Source organism: Spiroplasma endosymbiont of Acasis viretata (assembly GCF_964031275.1).
GTDB lineage: Bacteria > Bacillota_I > Bacilli_A > Mycoplasmatales > VBWQ01 > Spiroplasma_E > Spiroplasma_E ixodetis_A.
The window spans coordinates 37789-57368 of the sequence record NZ_OZ035019.1; the positions used below are offsets into that span (position 1 = coordinate 37789).

The following is a 19580-nucleotide window of genomic DNA, read 5'->3' on the forward strand; positions in this document are numbered from 1 at the left end:
ATTTACTAGAATTAATTAAACATAGTTATTTTTGTAAGTTACACAGATTACTAAACATTTCCAAAAATTATGAAATTTCAAATAATTAATACTTTTTTAATTATTAATGATTCTCTTTGTTAAAGAGAGTTTTAAATTTAAAAAATTATTTTGTTACAGATTGATATTTTTTACAGTATAATAGAGTATATGAAAACTAAACTTTATTAAGAAGGGTTAATTAAATGATTAAAATTTATGATAGTTTTTCACAAAGATTGCAACCGCTTGCCCCTAATAAAAAGCAAGTTAATATGTATTTATGTGGTCCTACTGTTTATAACTATATTCATGTTGGCAATATTCGTGGTGTACTTGTTTTTGATGTTTTAAATCGTTTGTTAATTGATCAAAATTATAAAATAAATTATGTTCATAATATTACTGATATTGATGATAAAATTATTAAGAAAGCTGCGGATTTAAAAATAACAGAACAACAAGTTACTGAAAAATATACGTTAGCATATTATGAAGACTTAGAAAAATTAAATATTATTTCTCCTACAAAATTACCAAAAGTAAGTGAATATATTTCAAAGATTATTGAATTTATTAATAAATTAATTATTAAAGATTATGCATATGTTACTGCTGGTGATGTTTATTTTAAAGTTAATAAGTTAAAAGATTATGGAAGTTTGGCACATAAAAATATTGAAGATTTAATTCCAAATTTTAGAATTAAAAATTTAGTTGCTAAAGAAAATAATCTAGATTTTGCTTTGTGAAAATCAACAACAATAGGTATTAGTTGAAATAGTCCATGAGGAAAAGGAAGACCTGGTTGACATACTGAGTGTGCTTGTTTTGTTGAGGCTTTATTTAATGGTCAAACTATTGATTTACATGGTGGTGGTGTTGATTTAAAATTTCCTCATCATGAAAATGAACGAGCTCAATTTGTTGCAGTTAATAATAAAAAAATGTCAAATATTTGATGACATAATGGTCATGTTAATATTGCTAATGAAAAAATGTCAAAATCTTTAAATAATTTTATTTTGGTTAAAGAATTTTGTCAGCAATATCATCCAAATGTATTGCGATATTTAATATTAAATCGTGATCATCAACAACCAATTGATTTTAATAAGGAAACAATTGAAAATGGATTAGTGTCAACAAAAAAATATGAAAATGTTTTAAAACAATGAACATATCAAATATTTATTAACAATATAATATGTAATAATAATCATCATTCAATTTATTATCAACAAATTATTAAAAATTTATCAAATAATATTGATACAACCAATACTATTACTTTAATTGAAAATATGATTAAAAAATTAAATGAAGCACTTATTAAAAAAAATTTTAATGAAGAATTTCAAGAAATTTTTTATACTTTTACCTTTGCTTTAAAAATATTAGGATTTGATTTTAAAGTTGGTAATTATTCTGAAAAAATTAAAAATAAAATTAAAATATGAGAACAACTAAAAAAGGAAAAACAATACCAAGAAGCTGATAAAATTCGTCAAGAATTAAAAGATTTGAATATTATTTAAAGGAGCAAAATTATGGCATTACAATATATTTATGGTTATCACCCTATTATTGCTGCATTATCAACATCGTCATTAATAAAAATTAAAAAAGTTTTTTTAGTTCAAGATAAGTACCAAGAATTGAAAAAAGATTTAAAAAGTGTAAATATTCCTTATGAAATTATTAGTTTACAAGCAATGTATAATTTATTAGGTACTACTAAACATCAAAATATTGCTGCTAATGTTAAAGACTATCAATATTTTTCTTTTGATGAATTAATTAATATTGATTCAACATCTAAATTTTTAAGAATTTTAATTTTAGATCGTATTTCTGATCCACATAATTTTGGTTCAATGTTAAGAATTGCAGCGGGTAATGACTTTGATGGTGTAATTGTTTTAAATCGTAATCAATCTAAAATAAATGGTGCAGTTGCAAAGGCTGCAGCTGGTGCTCTAAGTATTATTCCAGTTTGTCAAGTTAATAATTTAACTTCCGCAATTAATAATTTACAAGAAAAATATAAATTTTGAATTTTGGCTGCTGCTAAAACAGCAAAAGCAATTGATTATTTTACTATTGATTGTAGTAGCAACTTAGCATTAATTATTGGTAATGAAGGTGAAGGGATAAGTCCAAAGTTATTAAAACATACCGATTATATTATTCAAATACCAATAAGTCCAAAAATAGAATCATTTAATGCTAGCGTTGCTTGTGGTATTATTGCAAACTATATTTACGTTGAAACGTTAAAATTATCGTAAATTTTAAGAACTTATATTTTTTTAAAAAGATACTTTTATATTTTAGGTGTAAATGTTTTTTCTTTATTTATTAGATTTGGTTCTGAAAATTTTCATTTTTTTTCTTTTAAATTTTTGCATATATTTATTTGATCAATTAAATGGTTTTCTAATTCTTTACAATTGTTTTTAATATTTGTATAGTCAGAATTTATCTTATTTATTTTATTATTAACACATTTGTTTTTATCTTTAATTCAAAAAGTAAAAAATTTAATAAAAAAATTTTTATATTTATTTATTTTACTTTTTTCTAATTGTTCTATTTTTGTTGTTATTTTCTTTTCTAACATTTCTTCCAAAGCTCAAATTTTTGATCTTAGTTCTAAAATATTTGAAGAAAGTAATATTATTTTGGGAGTGTTATTATTTTCATTAGTTAATTTTTCTAATTCTTTATCTTTTTCTTCACTTAATTTTTTTAATTTTGATAATATTTTTTGTTCATTGTAGAAGAAAAAAAACTCGTTATTTTCAATATCTGTACTGTTATTACTTGGATAATGATTTTTTCTACGTTTAAATAAGTTTTTTAAAATATTTAAATACATCTGTTTCACATTTTCCTTTCAAAAATAAGTAGTTTATTATTCTTTAAATTAATCAAATATGTAATGTCAAAAAATTACAAAAATAATTATTTTTATGATAGTTTTTTAAAAAAATAAGTGATTTTTATTTTTTGAAAGGAAAATGTGAATAGTATGCAACTAGTAAATGAACTGTTAATTGAAACAGTTGAAGTTGGTGATTTGGAAGCACTTAAAGTTTTACTGGAAAATGGTGCTGCTGTTAATTATGAAAATAGATATGGTAGTGCCTCTTTAATGTTTGCTGCTGAATATGGTCATTTGGAGGTAGTTAAGGTTTTATTGGCAAGTGCTGCTGCTGTTAATTATGAAAGTCAAAAAAATGGCAATAGACCTTTAATGTTAGCTACTAGAAGGGGTAATTTTGAGATAGTTAAGCATTTAATAGATAACGGTGCTGATATTAGTTATAAAGATTGTGATGGTAATACGCCTTTAATGTTTGCTGCTGAAAATGGAAGAATTGAAATTTTTAATATTTTATTATTATACAAAGCTCATGTTTATCATAAAAATCAAGGTGGTTTTACTGCTTTAACTTGCTCTATTAAAAATAAAAATTTAATAATAAAAACATTTAAAGAATTTCTAAAATTTAAAAATGAAATAATGATTTTTAAAGGAAATTGTTATGAAAAAATAATCTATATTATAAAGGGAGATGATGATAATTGATTAGAAAAAGAAGAATCAGTAATAGAGTCATTAGAATATTTGCAAAATGAAATTAAAAAATTAAATGAAAAAAATAATTCAAATATTGAAATTTTTTAACAAAAAGAAGTTATTAATAGTTTAGTATTTGATGAACTAAATTATTCATTACTACATATAGCGGTAATAAATGATTGATAAAAATTAGTAACTTATTTAATTAATAAATGACCAATTGATGTTGATTATAAAGATAACTCAGGAAATTCAGCATGAAATCACGCTTGTTTACTATTACAAAAAGAAATTGCTTTGACAATTAAAAATTATGATCAGTTAACTATTGAAAATAAAATGTTTTTAAAAGATTTTTTTAGTTTATCATCAAATTGAAATCAAAATCAAGAACAGGAAATTGACAAAGTGGCTAATGAAACTAGAAGAGAAATATTTAAGTACTACATACCACAAACAGAAGTAGAAATCTTTAAAGATAAGATAAATTTGTTAGATTCATCATCAATAGTGAGTCAAACAACTATTAAACGTGATTATGGATCAAATATGTAATATTAAGAATTTCAAAATTAAATACTAATACATCATAACTTTAAATAATTAGTTGATTAGTAATTCATAATTAGTTTGTTATTTGAAATATTTAGGAGGATTTAATTATGAATGATAATGAATTGATTTATTTGTATTGTATTGAAAACAATGAATTTGCTTTTAATTTTTTATATAAAAAATATGAATTGAAAAATGATTTTTTTTACGAAATATTATTAAAAAGTTTTTTGCTATTCCTTTGGAAACAAATGATTTAAAATCAACTTTTTATTTTATTTTTTTAAAGGCAATTTTTAAATTTCAAGAAAGAAAAAACAAGTCATTTCAAAATTTTTTATATTATGAAGTAAAATGAGGAGTATTTACTTATGTTAAAATTTTTTTAAATAATAATCATAAAATTATTAATTGTGCCTTAAAATATAATGATTATTTATATCAAAAAAATGATTATGAATATACTTCATTTTTGGAAGAAGTTATTAGTATTACAAATTTTACTACTAATGAAAATGAAGTTTTAAAATTAAAGCGAAGAGGATATAATGTTCATCAAATTATGAAAAAATTAAATTTAAGCTATAAGCAAGTTGATAATGCTTGAACACGAGTAAAGTTAAAATTAAAAAATAGTTACAAAAAATATATTTAATAAAAATTACTATGATAGAATTAAGACAACAATAAAATTTATATTTTAATTTTATTTTTTTAATTTTAAAAATTAATTTATAAGTTTTATTGTTATATTTATTATTTATATAATTTAGCTGTTGCTTTGTAGTGATTTTTTAATCATTATAAAGTTTTTTTGTGTTTTATTATCGATTTTTGGTGGAGGAAATAATGTATAAAATTGGCATTAATCAAAATGAAAAATCAAATTATAAGCAAAAACCTAATGTTAAGCAAGAAAAAAAACATTGGTTTAAAATTTTTTCTTTGTTATTTGTTGTGGTTGTTTTAATTATTACTACTATGATTTTAATAATTGCAAATAATCAATGAAATAGTGCCATAAATACTAATAATTCCAACAACTGAAATCCTAATCAAGATAAAACTTGAGAAGAATATTATAAGAATAATTGTCCAACAAATAAAAAATATAATTTGATAGATTACAAGGATAAATTAAACAATATTAGTTTAATATCTACTGATAAAAAACTAAAAAATTTTTATCTTAGTGATTTATTAAAAAAGATTGATAATGTGTTACAAATAAATAAAATAGATATTGCTAATAATTTTTTTGTACATTTACCAGTAAATCCAGCTATTAATATTAAAATTAATGATGAAAATGCACTTAAAAATAATTTTTCAATAAAAATACCATCTTATAAAGAAAAAATAAAACAGTTTAAAATTGAAATGAGTGTTAATCAATTTGGTAGTAATTATGGTTTGTTTCCTTGTGACTTAAATTTCAATTTTAGTGTTGAAAATGATGTTATTCCGGAAAAATTTAATATTTTTGATTTAGACAATAGAATTACAATTCCATCACAAACAGTAGTAATGTCAGATGCTACAAAAGGAACTAAAAATGAAATAGAATCTCAAGTTAATAAAATTATTGAAGAGAAATTTTTAGAAGAAATTAATAAAGAAAAATCATTATCAGATAAAGTAACAAAAAGTGATTTTGTTATTAATTATGATTCAATAAAAAATTTTGATAATTATATGGTAAAAAAGAAAATAACAGTTGTTATTTGTGCTAAAAATAGTAGTGAAATTATTAAAGGTCAATTAAATATTAATTTTAATGTTCAAGGTAGTTGAACAAAAAAATCATTATCTGTTATTAAAACAGTATTGGAAAATGATGAAAGTGTAATTAATCAATTAATAACTATTGAAGATAATACTAATGTTAGCAAAGTGGATATTGATAATCATATTGCTTTCCTTGTTAGTAAAAAAATAAATGAGTTTGGTAAGCAAAAATGACATCAAGATTTTAATGATCAAGATTATATTATTACTAGTAATGCGATTACTGGAAATTATCAAAAACCAAAATCTATAATAGTAACAATTGTTGGTAAAAATCAATTGCAAGATACTATCGAGTTTTCAATAAATATTCAATGTCAAAATAAAGAACCAAATGAAAAAATTTTTAAAAATAACAATTTTAATGTTAAAGATTTAAATTCTATTGAATTATATCCAAATGTTCTTCCTAGTGGTGTAATATATCCAATTACTTTTAAAGATAATTCTATTTCACTTATTTCACTATTATTTCAAGAAGATATTAATGATATGAATAATTTTTCTCCTACTAATGACATTAATTTAGAAATGAATATAGGAATTAATATTGATGGCGATAACTATCAAATTCATTTTCAAAAGACAATTAATTTTGATATCATAAAAAAGATAAATAATATTGAACTTGTTAGTGTTTCTGAACAAAATGATAAATATCAGCATTTAAAAAACATTGGTATCATTATTAAATATGATGATGATAAAGAATATAAAATGCTTCAATCCTTGGACGTTAATATTAAAAATAATAATTTAACCTTTATTAATTTTAGTTCTATTGTTAAAATAACTTCACGACGTTAAATTAAAAACAAAGGTGATCAGTATGGATAAGCCGCTGGCAACAATATTAAAACCAACTACCGTTAATGATTTAGAACATGGCAATTTTATTTTAATGGCTTGCACTACTGAAAATCCTTATTTTGTAATTAATCCAGCTTTACGAAGTAGATGTCTATTATTAGAATTAAAGCCAATTAGTAATGAAGAAATGTTATTAGGCTTAAAAAAATAATTACTAATAATTCATTTTTTAATTTTAATATTAGTGATGAAATTTTAGAAAAAATCTGTAATTTAGCAACCGGTGATTTACGAATAGCAATTAATATTTTAGAAATATTAATAAAATTATATCCTAATGAAATCATAACTATTGATATTATTAATGCTATTATGCCTAAAGCAAGTAATTGAAATGCTAAAGAGGGAAATGAACATCATGATTTAAAGTCAGCATTACAAAAATCAATTAGAGGCAGTGATGTTAATGCTGCTTTGCATTATTTAGCAAGGTTATTAGCAACTGGTGATTATGAAGTTTTATTAAGAAGAATGTTGATTATTGTTTACGAACATATTGGACTTGCTAATGCCGCTTTAGCAATTAGGGTAAAAACTGCTATTGATACTTTTCGTCAAATTGGTATGCCTGAAGGTATAATTCCGCTTGGTTTAGTAGTTATTGAAATGGCACTTAGTGAGAAATCAAATAGTGCTAATTTGGCAGTACAAAAAGCATATAGTGATGTTTTACAAGCAAAAATATATCCAATTCCTGATTATTTGAAGCATAATTGATCTAAAACATTAAAAAAATCAGTAGGTAAAGGTAAATTATATAAATTTCCACATGATTATGCTAACGATTATGTACAACAACAGTATTTGCCAACAAAGTTAAAAGATACGAAATATTATCAACCAAAACTTCATAACATTTATGAAAAAAAATTAAATGAAATTTATAATAGATTTACTAAAAAATAAAATTCTGAGGTGCAAAATAAAATGTTAAAAAATAAACATTTATGGTTGGGACTTAGTTTAACATTAGCAACCACTAATATTGTTGCTAACACTAGTATTACTAATAATTTAACAAGTATTAATAAATTAAAACAAGAAAATAAAAATAAAACTGAAACTAATGAAGTTGTTACTAATACTACGTATGGTAATTTAAGTAATAGTACTATTTTAAATAGTCAGGATGAAAATGGAATATATCATCTTTTTGATGTTAAAAGCATTATTGATAATCCAAGTTTAGAACCTTATGTAAAAGATATTTATATTGAGAATTTTAAATTAACTTATAACCCTGAAAAGATAAATAAAGATGTTATTAATGAGTTTGATAAAGAAATTGCTGCTATTAATTATAAAGAAGAACAATTAACAAGTACTAATGATTTGCAAATTTTTCAAAAACAAAACTTGAGCAAAATATCAACAACAGCTTATATTTCAAATAAAAAGTCTAAAAGTAATTTTACTTTTATTCAATTTGGTGGTGCTAATACTCATATATCATTAACTGGAACAAAAGGTATTATTGATGCAATTAAGAACTATGATAATTTAAGTGAAACATTGGGATTATATTATATTGCTCAATCTCATTCAAAAAATAGTAGGGGAATTTGTCTTGACTTTGTTAAACAATTTATTACTAAAAGTAGTTTAAAAAATAATGAGAGCACTGCAGAAAAAATTTCTCAAAATATTTTCAATAATATGATTGATAGTCCAAATTTAGAATCTGTTATTAATAATTTTTCAATTGAAAATAATAGTAAAAAGATAAGTATTAGATATTTAGTTGATAGTACTGGTAACATTATTAGCGTTGGATATTTACAATATAATAGCAAAAATTTGGATACTAATAATAATTTAACATTAAGTCATAGTTTTCCAAAAGATGGAGGAAAACTAATAGATTATAATTCAGAAATAACTACGCTTTTAAAATGAAGTGATTATGCTGATTCATGAAATAATTTTATGTTTTTATATCCAACAATTTTTGCTAATTCGACAGACAGTATAACTTATAGTGTTATGGATAATACAACAACAATTAAAAGTAATGAACTAAACTTTAATACCAAAAAAATTCAAGACAAAGATAATCAATTACCAGTTTGACGAGTAGTAAATCAGCCACCTGCAGGTCATAAATCACAAGGATTAGTTATTTATATATTTATGTGACATGATGAAAACACTATATATCAACAACTTAGAAGTAGTTCTATATCTCGTGCTTTTGATATTGGGCCATCTTTCTCAATAAATATTAGTAAGTGAACGATTAGTAATATTATTAATGAATAATTATGTATCATCTTATCAATAAAATTAAAAATTTAATTTAAAACTACTTTAACTATGAAAGGAATAAATAAAATGAAAATAAATAAAGAAGAAACATGAAAAGAAGTACAAAAAGTGTTGAATAATCTTCATGGTCCAGTTAGAGCAGGAGCATTAAGTGCACAAAATTGAAGTAATACGACAATAGGAGTTCTACTAACAATAGCAGGACTTAAGTCTGTTACTAGGGATAGTAATATTGAAAAACGTTACCAATTAATTAAAAGTGGAGTAGCTGATATATTATATGCTGCATTTGGTGGTTGAGTTATTTGACAAGCGTATAATTTAAATGAAACTGGTGGTAGTACAACTACCGAGCCAAATTTACCCACTTTTCCTACTTTACCACCAAATAATGAAAGACTTTATTCTGAAATTGCTGAACAATTAACAGAAGATGCTGTAAGTAATGAATTAACTCCAGAAATGATTTCTATTGCATTAAATAAATTATTTACTGGTACAAATGGATTAGTTAAAGTGCTTAGTGGAATATCAGGTTTTGATTTATATAAAATTCAAAAAGTAACAAAAACTATTGAATACTTAAAATCACTTACTACTTTTGCAACTGCAGGCATTAATTTTACAAATGGTAATATTGTGGGAGGAAATTTAATGTCAATTTCAGCAATGATGGATGTTAGTCATACATATTTTTCTACAATGAGTAAATCTAATACTTCAAATAGTAAAGAGGAAATTATTATTAAAATTATTAATGAAAGAAAAGAACACATTACAAAAAGTTTTTCTTTATATAAAGGTATTTTGAGTAATAAAGATTTAAAGGAAATATATGAGTATTTAGAAAAAAATAATTGAGATAAGTTTGAAATGAAACATTCAGATAAAACAATTCCTAGTTTTGTTAAACTCGGAAAAATAAAAGATTGAAGACCAACATTAACAATGTTTAAAGAATGAATAGATAATTATACTCCCGAAAATAAAAAGGTAGAATTAGTAACAGAGATTGAAGATAATAGTCAACAGGAAAGAATAAAGTTAAAAATTCCTGATTATGAGTTTGAGCCGGAATTTGTTACAAATGCAAATAATGATATGTCAGAAGTTATCATAGAACCTAATGAAAGACAACCACTTTTAGGAAGTATTAATAGTTAATTAAAATTATTTTTTATATTATAATGTTTTTTTAAAAAAACATTATTTTTTATTTATTATTTTATTTTTTCTTGTACAATTATTTTAGAAATGATGAATTTTAAAGAAAGATTAAAAATTTAACTTTGTTTTTAAAATAAAAATATTTTAAAATTGACACTTATTTTAAATAATAATATAATTAAAAATGGTTAAATTTTCTAGGTGAATTTAATGAACGAAAAAATAATTTTAATTTGTACTGTGTGTTTAAATCGTAATTATCATACATACAAAAATAAGATTAAATATAAAGAGCGTATGGAACTAAAAAAATATTGTGAACATTGTCAAAAACATACTTTACATAAGGAATCACGTTAGGAGAAATTTTCATGAGTGCAGAAGACAAATCAAAAGAAAAACTAAAAATTAATCCTGAAAAATTTGCTCTTTTAAAAAGTAAATTTAATATTTTACGTAAAATTAAACCTTTAAGAACAAAAAGAACTTCTGAAGGAAAACCAAGTTTTGATCCACGAACAGCCGATAAAAATAAAAAGGTTAATATTAGCGAAATTTGAGAAAAAGAACGTAAAAATCGTACGCCTGAAGAACGTTTTTATTATAAAAAAGAAGCGAGAACTTATCATAAATATTTTTTCTTATACTTATCAAGAGAAATTAGAAGAACTCGTTGAACACCAAGAAAACAATTAAATAATAAATTTATTACAACAGTATTATTTATTGCTGTCTTAGCACTATTCTTTTATGGAATTGAGCAGTTATTACTATTTGTATTACCTTTATTAAAAATAATGTAAAAAATGGAGATGCCAAAAAATGAGCGAAAGAATAAAAAAAGAAACCCCTTTAGTGAAAACTACATCATTAGAAGAAACACATAAACATCGAATTGAGCAAGCACAATGATATATTGTTAATTGTAACAAAGGTCATGAAGATAAAGTTGCTGCTGATTTGAAAAATAAAATTGAAAAAAAATTAAATTTAAAAGATAATATTTTTCAAGTTAGGGTTGTTAAAGAAGCAATACCAGATAAAGATAAAAAAATAACTGAAAAAAATATTTTTCCTGGTTATATTTTTATTCATATGATTTTAACCGAAGATACTTGATATGATATTCGTAATACAACAGGGATTAATGGTTTTATTGGTTCTAGTGGTAAAGGTGTACCACCGACTCCACTTTCTACTAAAGAAGTTAATGAAATGTTATATCGTAATTCTAAAAATTCATTACAACCTAAAGTTAAAGAGACAAAAAAAAATATTCGTGATTTTGAGTTAAATGATTTTGTTCATATTACTTCTGGTGCTTTACAAGGCCGAGAAGGACAAGTTATTAAATTAGATGAAGATAAGGGTGTTGCAACAGTTTCTGTTGATATGTTTGGTCGTCAAACCGAAATTAAAGTAGAATATGATAGTTGTAAAAAAATTAAAGTTTAGTTTAAATTATTTAATTTTTATGTAAAATAAAATTAAAATATATTTGACTACTAATTATAATGATGTTATTATTTGTAAAGTACTATTTATATATAAATAGACTTTAATTATGTTTAAACTTGTGGAAGATTTATTCGTTTGGACCACAGTGAGAATCCATTTAGGAGGAGTTGCTCATGGCAGATAAAAAAAATATTAATCGTGAAGGTATTATTCAATTACCAGCTGGTAGTGCCAAACCAGGTGCTAGTTTAGCATCATTCGGTATTGATATGCCACGTTTTTGTAGAGAATTTAACGATAAAACCAAAGATCAAAAAGATGATGTTAATCCAGTTCCAATTCCAGTTTTTATTACAGCATATAAAGATAAAACTTTTGACTTTAAAATAAAAACTGCACCAACAACATTTCTTTTAAAAAGAGCATTGAAACTTGCAAAAGGTTCATCAAATGCTAAATTAACAAAAGTAGGAACACTTACTATTGCTCAAATCACAGAAATTGCTCAAATTAAATTACCTGATTTAAATGCTTATTCTTTAGAAGATGCAATTAAAATTGTTGCAGGAACAGCCAAGAATATGGGTATTACTGTTGAAGATGGAAAGCAAGTTGTTTAATATGAATAGAAGTAAAAGATATCTTGCAGTTGCAAAATTAGTTGATAACACTAAAGTTTATCCAATTGATCGTGCTTTAGAATTAGCTAAACAAACTTCATCATTAAAATTTGATGCAACAGTTGAAGCAGCATTTCGTTTAAATGTTGATCCAAGACATGCTGATCAAATGTTACGTGGTTCTATTGTTTTACCAGCAGGGACCGGAAAAACACAACGTGTTTTAGTAATAACTACTACTAAACAAAAAGAGGCAATGGAAAGTCAAGCTGATTTTGTTGGTGGTAAGGAAATGATTGAAAAAATTCAAAAAGGTTGATTTGATTTTGATGTTATTATTGCAACACCCGAAATGATGGGTGAATTAGGAAAAATTGGTAGAGTATTAGGACCAAAAGGGTTAATGCCTACAGCAAAACTAGGAACAGTAACAATGGATGTTCAAAAAGCAATAGCTGATATTCGTAAAGGTAAAGTTGAATATCGTGTTGATAAACAAGGTAATATTCATGTTATTTTTGGTAAAGTATCATTTGCACAAGAAGGGTTAAAAGATAATTATTTAGCAATTCTTAACACTTTAAGAAAAGTTAAACCCGCAGCAGTTAAGGGTGCTTATATTAAAAATATAAGTATTACTACAGCAATGGGCCCTGGTATTAAAGTATTAATTGAAGAATAATATAATAATATAGAAAAAATCATTAGTAAAAGTACTAATGATTTTTTTATGTTTTTATTCATAATTTTTTTAATATTTAAAAAAATTTTACGCTATAATTTATTTATTGTGATAATACCAATTAATACATTATTTTGGTAAAACAATAAAATAATTAGGTAGTAAAGGAGAAACCTTAATGAAAAATCTTATAAATCTTTTTAAGAAACAAAATTGAGGAATAAAAATTGGCTTTGCCTCACTGGTAATTAGTTTGCTCTGTTTAGCATTAGGACTAATTTTAATTGCAACAGCCAATTTTAAAGCCCCAAGTGGAGGAAGTTCACAATATGCCGGAAATGGCTTTCATGCTATTTCTGTATGAGGACTTGATAGTTTTCTAAGCAAAGCTGGCTATGATCAAATGTGAACAGATGCTACTAGTGATAAACTTTTAACTTATCCTCTTGCGCAAGTAGTTGTCGGAATTGTATTTACAGTAATTTTAACTGCTATCTTTTTTGGTGTTAGTGTTTTATCTTTAATATTTGGTTATTTTAAACGTTGATTATATTCTTAGTGTTTAGTAAGTGTTAAATATGGATAAAAATGTAGAATATAAAAAAGTTACATCTTGGGATTGAAAGCAAAAACTAGGATTATTCTTATGTATTTTAACTTTGCTTTTTCTAATAATTAGTTTAATACTATTTGGAATAGCTATTTTTAATGATCACTATAATAATTTTCTTGGTAACGGTTTTTGAAGTTTAAAACACTATGGTATTATTAATTTGTTTTATAATTGAGATCAACTAGATATAGAAGCGGCTAAAAATACTTATGTTTCTCATCCTTTTGAACAAGTTTATTTTGCAATTATTTTTTTAATCATTATTGTACCAATATGTTTTGTTCTTGGAGTTAGTTTATTAGTTAGAGGATGATGAAAGTCAAGAATTTAATATATAATTACTTCATAAATTTATTTATAGTAAAATTTAATAATCATTATTTCATTAAAAAGGGGGTGGTTGGCCCTTAATTACTGGACCATTTTTGATATAAAATTCTAAATTTTAATTTGTAAAATTGGTGGTTTTAGAAATGGTGGTTGGCCCTTAATTACTGGACCATTTTTGATATAAAATTCTAAATTTTAATTTGTAAAATTGGTGGTTTTAGAAATTTAGAATGTATTCTTTCATAATTATAAAACATAACATATTGATTTACATCATTTATAGCTTCATTGATCGATAAATATTGATTTGATCCTTTAGGTAGTCATTCTTGAGATAAATGAGAAAATCAGTTTTCAGATAATACATTACCACCAATATCATAAGGTTGTTTTTTGCTTAAAATTATTTGTTTATCCTCTGCTCATTTTGTGATATCTTGACAATAAAATTCGTTGGCGTTATCTGAATGTAAAATAACATTTTTTATTTGATTTCAAGAAAATTGTTTGTTGATTTTTTCAAGAGCAGGAAGAATTAAATCCTGATATGATTTATTAGGAGCAATATTATAACTAACAACATTATTTGAATAAAAATCAATAATTACAAAAAGATATAATCATCCTTCTTTAGTATTTATTTGTTTAGTGTCCATTGATCAAATTTGATTTGAAGAGGTTGTACTTTTATAATCTTTGTTTACTTTATCCATTGTAGGTATTCACTTATTTGGATTTTTTTTGTTTTTAGGATAGTTATTTTTAGTTTGTTTTAATCCTTGAATATTGTGTTCTTTCATAATTTTTCGCATTTGTTTTATTGATAATTCTATATTTAAAATGATATTTTTTTCTTGTTTTAATCACTCTTTAAAAGCTGAAAAAATTCTTAAATATCCATAAATTCTGCCTTTTCTTGTAGAATGAAATTCGATTAAAAGTTGGCATATTTTTTGATATTTATGATTGCATTTAATAATATGATTTTCTTCTTTTTTAATAGGTTTTTGTTTATTTTTTAAAAAGTAATATGTTGATCTGTTTAATTGAAGATATTGACATAGGTTTCTAATTGAATATTGATTTTTACAATCATCAATAATTTTAATTTTTTCTTTGATATTTAATTTGTTAATTACTAATGCTATTTGTTTAATTTTATCCATTAATAAAAATCCTTTCAGGTTAAAATTAGTGTTAATTATATAACACAATTGTTTTTAGAATACATTCAGGTTTTTTAAATTAATGGTCTAGTAAAAAGGGCTAAGTGGCAAGTGGCTAAGTGGCATGAATAAATTGAGAAAAGATAAAAGATAATGTGGTTTATTCATTACTTAGTTTTTCTTTATTTATTGTTATTATTAGTTGTCGAATGATATTTTATTTTCCTTTAATTTATTGAGATATTATGGAAATTTTGCAAGCTTTATTTTTATTTATTCCTTTTATTATGTTAAGTATTAATTATAATAAAATTTTAGCCTTTTTATTTCATGCTACTACTTTTATTTTATTTTTCCATATTGCTTTTAATAAAGTAATTAGTGTTGAATTTATGACAGGTTTATTATTGCGCTTAATATTTGGATTAAATGTTGCTAGAAGAGCAGTGGAATTTGTAAATAATAATTTTTTTGTTACTATAATTTACTCATTTGTTAAGATGTTAATTTTAATTTTCTTTTGTGCTTTTTTATCAAGACAGTATGTAAAACTATTTAAATTTAAAGTATTTGCTATAGAAAAAAAGAAAGCAATTATTCATTAAATTATTATAATTAATCTTTTTCTCTTAGAACCTGTTTAAAATCTTTTAGAGAATAGGATAAAATGATTATATATTTTAAAATAAGAGGTATATATGTGTAAAAATTATCCTAGTAATGTTAGCAAAGAGCAATTTGAAAATATAAAATCAATTTTAGAAAATACTAAAAAGAGAACTAAACCAAGAAGTTTAGATTTATATGAAGTATTTTGTGCAGTTTTATATGTATTAAAAAGTGGTTGCCAGTGAAGAATGTTACCAAAAAATTTTCCAAAATGACAAATTGTATATTATTATTTTCAAGCTTGAAGTAAAAATAATAATAAAGAACCTAGTGTATTACAATTAGTTTTAAAAAAAATTAGTCAAGGCATTTCGTATCAATAATGGTAGAAAAGAACAAACTAGTTTTTGTATAATTGATTCACAAAGTGTTAAAAATACAGATACTACTAAAAATAAAGGTTATGATGCTGGTAAAAAGATTTCAGGAATAAAGCGTCATATTGCTGTTGATTCTCAAGGTTTACCACATGCAATTTACATAACCACAGCAGAAAAAACAGATCGTAATAGTGCTATAATAATGATTGAAAATGAAAAAGAGAATCTTTCTGCAGTTCAAAAAATACTAGTAGATGCTGGTTATACTGGTGAAAAATTTGCTTCTAAAATTAAAACAATTATAAATGCAAATGTTGAAGTTATAAAACGTAATGAATTACATTCTTTTGTAGTATTACCAAAAAGATGAGTTGTAGAACGAAGTTTTGCATGATTAGAAAAATGCAGAAGATTATGAAAAAATTGTGAAAAAAAATTAAATACTAGCTTACAAATGGTTGTTCTTGCCTTTATTTCAATTTTATTAAAAAGATTTTAAACAGGTTCTTATAATAAAATAATTATTATCTTTTAATTATTAACGATTTTCCTCATTTTATAATCAACCATCTTTATTTGAAAAAATAAGTTAGCAGTTGGTTTTACTGTTAATTATTTTAGTGATGAAGAAGGAAAAGTAGCAGCAGATGATGAAGAACAGGTTGCTGGTGATATTTGAGTTAAAATTACAGCAGATGTTAATGATTCTTATTGAACAGGAACAACAGCCATTTTGAAAGTAACTTTAACAGATAAGCGTTCTGATTTAAATACAATTAATGATTTATCAGGAATGGATCCAATTATTGTTAATCCTAATTTAACATATCAACAAATTAATAAGAATGTTATTAATACTTCTAATCAATTAAAGAGTGATCCTTTAACTGGTAATTTCACAATTCAATATTTTAGTGATAAATTTGCTAAACATGTAATTAATAACTATTATCAACAAGTTGGTATGGTTTATGTTATTATTACTCCTGATTTTCATACAGGAACTAAGTGAAAAAATAATAAAATACCAATTGTTTTTTCAATTGAAAGTAATGATAGTTTTTAAATAAAAATAAATTAAAGAGATTATTTTTAAATATTTATTTATTATTAGGTTATAATGTAATTATATTTTTTATAAAAATTTATATTTTAATTTTTTTCTTCTAACATTTTTTAAAATACTAAACATGTTTTTTATTTATGACAGCAATAGATATTTTAGTTATAAGCTTTTATAAAATATAATATTAATTAGATTAATTTTGTTAGAAAGGATAATATTATGGAAAAAGAAAATCTTGCTAAAGTTACTTTCAATAAACGAACAGAAAGAAATTCAATAAACAAGTTGAAAAGACAAGCTATTTTTAGCACGGCAAATCCATGAAAAGCAATCTTTATTATGGTCACACCACCTTTAATTGCTGTAATTATTTTTTCTACTTATCAAATTTTTGATAAATGAATTGCTACACAATGAGGTGGACAAAGTATTATTGATCGTTATAATAATTATCAAAATTCAGGAATAATGATAACTGCTGAACAAGCATTAAAAATTATTAATATTGCTACTACTTATGCTGCTGTTCCTTCTTCAATGATGGTTTCCTTTGCTTTAATGGTTGCTACTGGAACAGGTATTAAGTTTTCAATTGCATATGGTCAAAATAAACGAGAACAAATGTCAGAATATTTAGGAAATGGGTTTCTATTATCTTTTTTAGTTTCTATTGTTCTTATGATCATTATGTATTTTAGTTGTCAGGGTATTATTGAATTTCAAGCTGGAAGTGATGCTGGAAGTAATCCAGTAATTAGGGAAATAATAATTAAAGAAGCAGTTAGATTTTCACAAATTTTAATTCTTGCTACACCATTACTTTTTTTTGCTTATTTTTTAGTTTCATTGTTACGTAGTGAAGGAATGATGTTATGAACAATTTTAATTAATGTTGCAGCTTGTTTAGTAAATATATCTTTAGATTTTATTTTTGTTATTCCTGGTAAATTAGGAATGGAAGGCACTGCATATGCAACTATTATTGCTTGAGCAAGCATTAATTTATTTTCAATAGGTATTATTTGATATAGTGCCGATAATTTAAGATTTAAAGTAGCACACTTAAAACTTAAATGAGTAATAGTAACGGGCATTTTATTAATTGGTGCAACTTCTTTATTACAAAATATTGCCCAAAGTATTTTGGCAATGGTTACTACTAAAATTTTAAATACATTGCCACCTCCAGACTATCATGGTGGAGGAAGTACTGGTATTCCGGTTTTTGTTCAATTATATGGTGGTATTATGCCTTGGTTAATTTTAATTAATGCACCTATTATTGGAATTACGCAGGGAGCAAGAGCATTAATTGGCTATGTTTATGGTTCAAAGGACTTTAGTCGTGTTTGACAATTGATGTGACGTTTAACTTTATTACTTTTATTGTTGCTAATTGCTTCAGTATTATTAGTAGTAATAGCGGGGCAATATATGATGCATTTCTTTGGCGTAGATTTAGAAATGGCAAGATTCTTTAAAGTTTATATTATTATGCAGTTTGCTTTTTATCCATTAGCTACACTACATTATGTTGCTGTTATTTTCTATCAATCAATTAATCGTGGTAAATTGTCATTATTTGCTAGTTTACAACGAACAATTATAATGTCAATTATTTGTTTAGGTTTAGGATATTATGTTGCACATGTTTCTCATAATGGTTTTTATTTTTATTTATTTCTTGGCTTTATTGATTTATTTGCTACTTTTATATTATTACCATTATTAATTTATACATTTTGAAAATCTAAACCATTTATTCATACAACTAAAGATAAAAAAAAGCAAATATCTAATTTATCAGAAAAAAAAGTACTTAATAAAAATATATCTTAATATTAATATATGAAGAAAATAAAAAATACTCATTTAAAACAGAGTATTTTTTTTAATTATTTAAGATTAAAAAAGGTTGTTAATTTTACAAATTAAAAGGAATGAATATACAATCTATATTTGATTGAAGTCATTCCTAAAATAAAATATTTATTTACCTTCATTAACTCTCTTTTTTAATGCTTTACAAGAATTAAATTTAACTACTCGCTTTCTAGGAATAGCCATCGGTTCTGAATTTTGTGGATTTACTCCCGGTCGAGCTTTGCGGTATTTAATAGTAAAAGTTCCAAAGTTACGTAGTGTTACTTTTTCTCCTTTAATTAAAGCAGTAGCAATTTTATCTAAGATAAATTCTAACACTTCTTTGTATTCTTTTTCTGATAATTCTAATTTTTTTTGTACAGCTCGTGCTATCTGACTTTTTTGCATAAAATTTTCAACCCTTTCTTCACCAATTACCATAAGTATGCTATAAAAACATGCCTTAAATGATACTTATTATTATATAACATTTTTTAAAAAAACCTTATTTAATGAAAATTAAAGACTAGTAAAAAAATAA

The 19580-nt window shown here is 23.6% G+C and carries 25 protein-coding genes; 22 read left to right on the forward strand and 3 right to left on the reverse strand.

All coding sequences use genetic code 4. The features are described from left to right. The first annotated feature begins 224 nt into the window (after positions 1-224). On the forward strand, positions 225-1556 hold the full coding sequence (gene cysS / locus AAHM96_RS00165) for a cysteine--tRNA ligase (protein ID WP_342273231.1): 1332 nt from the start codon (positions 225-227) through the stop codon (positions 1554-1556). A 12-nt stretch (positions 1557-1568) separates the two neighbouring features. Beyond that, the gene (rlmB, locus tag AAHM96_RS00170; protein WP_342273232.1) at positions 1569-2309 is read left to right on the forward strand and encodes a 23S rRNA (guanosine(2251)-2'-O)-methyltransferase RlmB; all 741 of its coding nucleotides are present in this window, start codon (positions 1569-1571) and stop codon (positions 2307-2309) included. Positions 2310-2344: 35 nt separating this feature from the next. Here rlmB and AAHM96_RS00175 read toward each other — a convergent pair whose 3' ends face one another. Next, on the reverse strand, positions 2345-2908 hold the full coding sequence (locus AAHM96_RS00175) for a hypothetical protein (protein ID WP_342273233.1): 564 nt from the start codon (positions 2906-2908) through the stop codon (positions 2345-2347). Positions 2909-3016: 108 nt separating this feature from the next. Here AAHM96_RS00175 and AAHM96_RS00180 point away from each other — a divergent pair, with 108 nt between their 5' ends. The 16 genes from AAHM96_RS00180 to AAHM96_RS00255 all read left to right on the forward strand — a co-directional run bounded on the left by AAHM96_RS00180 (position 3017) and on the right by AAHM96_RS00255 (position 13956). After that, positions 3017-3712, forward strand: a complete 696-nt coding sequence (locus AAHM96_RS00180; protein WP_342273234.1) for an ankyrin repeat domain-containing protein — start codon at positions 3017-3019, stop codon at positions 3710-3712. A gap of 192 nt (positions 3713-3904) precedes the next feature. Further along, complete coding sequence (locus AAHM96_RS00185; protein ID WP_338975645.1) at positions 3905-4162, forward strand: hypothetical protein; 258 nt, start codon at positions 3905-3907, stop codon at positions 4160-4162. A 107-nt stretch (positions 4163-4269) separates the two neighbouring features. Next, complete coding sequence (locus tag AAHM96_RS00190) at positions 4270-4422, forward strand: hypothetical protein (RefSeq protein ID WP_174481447.1); 153 nt, start codon at positions 4270-4272, stop codon at positions 4420-4422. After that, complete coding sequence (locus AAHM96_RS00195; protein WP_342273235.1) at positions 4404-4817, forward strand: hypothetical protein; 414 nt, start codon at positions 4404-4406, stop codon at positions 4815-4817. Before AAHM96_RS00190 ends, AAHM96_RS00195 begins: the two co-directional genes overlap by 19 nt. Positions 4818-5011: 194 nt before the next feature. After that, the gene (locus AAHM96_RS00200) at positions 5012-6757 is read left to right on the forward strand and encodes a hypothetical protein (RefSeq protein ID WP_342273236.1); all 1746 of its coding nucleotides are present in this window, start codon (positions 5012-5014) and stop codon (positions 6755-6757) included. 22 nt (positions 6758-6779) lie between these two features. Next, positions 6780-6971: a hypothetical protein gene (locus tag AAHM96_RS00205; RefSeq protein WP_342273237.1), complete on the forward strand. Its 192-nt coding sequence runs from the start codon at positions 6780-6782 to the stop codon at positions 6969-6971. A 77-nt stretch (positions 6972-7048) separates the two neighbouring features. Beyond that, positions 7049-7726 (forward strand): hypothetical protein, encoded by a 678-nt coding sequence (locus AAHM96_RS00210; protein ID WP_342273671.1) that lies wholly within the window; start codon positions 7049-7051, stop codon positions 7724-7726. Positions 7727-7747: 21 nt separating this feature from the next. Next, the gene (locus AAHM96_RS00215) at positions 7748-9079 is read left to right on the forward strand and encodes a hypothetical protein (RefSeq protein ID WP_342273238.1); all 1332 of its coding nucleotides are present in this window, start codon (positions 7748-7750) and stop codon (positions 9077-9079) included. 72 nt (positions 9080-9151) lie between these two features. After that, complete coding sequence (locus AAHM96_RS00220) at positions 9152-10249, forward strand: hypothetical protein (protein WP_342273239.1); 1098 nt, start codon at positions 9152-9154, stop codon at positions 10247-10249. Between the two features lie 213 nt (positions 10250-10462). Beyond that, complete coding sequence (gene rpmG, locus AAHM96_RS00225; RefSeq protein ID WP_174481441.1) at positions 10463-10612, forward strand: 50S ribosomal protein L33; 150 nt, start codon at positions 10463-10465, stop codon at positions 10610-10612. A gap of 11 nt (positions 10613-10623) precedes the next feature. Continuing rightward, positions 10624-11055, forward strand: coding sequence for a preprotein translocase subunit SecE (gene secE, locus AAHM96_RS00230; RefSeq protein ID WP_342273240.1), 432 nt, complete (start codon positions 10624-10626; stop codon positions 11053-11055). Positions 11056-11074: 19 nt separating this feature from the next. Next, a complete protein-coding gene (nusG, locus tag AAHM96_RS00235; protein ID WP_342273241.1) occupies positions 11075-11707 on the forward strand; it encodes a transcription termination/antitermination protein NusG in 633 nt (210 codons plus the stop codon). Between the two features lie 176 nt (positions 11708-11883). Then, positions 11884-12330 carry a 50S ribosomal protein L11 gene (rplK, locus tag AAHM96_RS00240; protein ID WP_342273242.1) on the forward strand — a complete coding sequence of 149 codons (447 nt, stop codon included), beginning with the start codon at positions 11884-11886 and terminating at the stop codon, positions 12328-12330. Position 12331: 1 nt separating this feature from the next. Next, complete coding sequence (gene rplA, locus AAHM96_RS00245; RefSeq protein ID WP_342273243.1) at positions 12332-13012, forward strand: 50S ribosomal protein L1; 681 nt, start codon at positions 12332-12334, stop codon at positions 13010-13012. Positions 13013-13190: 178 nt separating this feature from the next. Further along, positions 13191-13571, forward strand: coding sequence for a hypothetical protein (locus tag AAHM96_RS00250; protein ID WP_339042014.1), 381 nt, complete (start codon positions 13191-13193; stop codon positions 13569-13571). Between the two features lie 19 nt (positions 13572-13590). After that, complete coding sequence (locus AAHM96_RS00255) at positions 13591-13956, forward strand: hypothetical protein (RefSeq protein ID WP_342273244.1); 366 nt, start codon at positions 13591-13593, stop codon at positions 13954-13956. 187 nt (positions 13957-14143) lie between these two features. On the opposite strand, the gene AAHM96_RS00260 is transcribed toward AAHM96_RS00255, so the two are convergent. Continuing rightward, positions 14144-15121 carry an IS3 family transposase gene (locus AAHM96_RS00260; RefSeq protein WP_342272797.1) on the reverse strand — a complete coding sequence of 326 codons (978 nt, stop codon included), beginning with the start codon at positions 15119-15121 and terminating at the stop codon, positions 14144-14146. A gap of 287 nt (positions 15122-15408) precedes the next feature. Here AAHM96_RS00260 and AAHM96_RS00265 point away from each other — a divergent pair, with 287 nt between their 5' ends. The 4 genes from AAHM96_RS00265 (at position 15409) to AAHM96_RS00280 (ending at position 19015) form a co-directional block, all read left to right on the forward strand. Next, positions 15409-15726, forward strand: coding sequence for a hypothetical protein (locus AAHM96_RS00265; RefSeq protein ID WP_342273245.1), 318 nt, complete (start codon positions 15409-15411; stop codon positions 15724-15726). 93 nt (positions 15727-15819) lie between these two features. Beyond that, positions 15820-16609, forward strand: a protein-coding gene (locus tag AAHM96_RS00270) for an IS5 family transposase (RefSeq protein ID WP_342273050.1) whose coding sequence is annotated in 2 segments (ribosomal slippage) — positions 15820-16080 and positions 16082-16609 — 789 coding nt in all. Because the reading frame shifts where the segments join, the coding sequence is not laid out codon by codon here. 234 nt (positions 16610-16843) lie between these two features. Then, positions 16844-17176 (forward strand): hypothetical protein, encoded by a 333-nt coding sequence (locus AAHM96_RS00275; protein ID WP_342273246.1) that lies wholly within the window; start codon positions 16844-16846, stop codon positions 17174-17176. 219 nt (positions 17177-17395) lie between these two features. Further along, entirely contained in the window at positions 17396-19015 is a 1620-nt protein-coding gene (locus AAHM96_RS00280) for an MATE family efflux transporter (protein WP_342273247.1), read from the forward strand. Between the two features lie 150 nt (positions 19016-19165). Here the strand turns inward: AAHM96_RS00280 and AAHM96_RS00285 are convergent, their stop codons facing one another. Then, positions 19166-19480, reverse strand: coding sequence for an HU family DNA-binding protein (locus tag AAHM96_RS00285; protein ID WP_286641782.1), 315 nt, complete (start codon positions 19478-19480; stop codon positions 19166-19168). Positions 19481-19580: the final 100 nt, after the last annotated feature.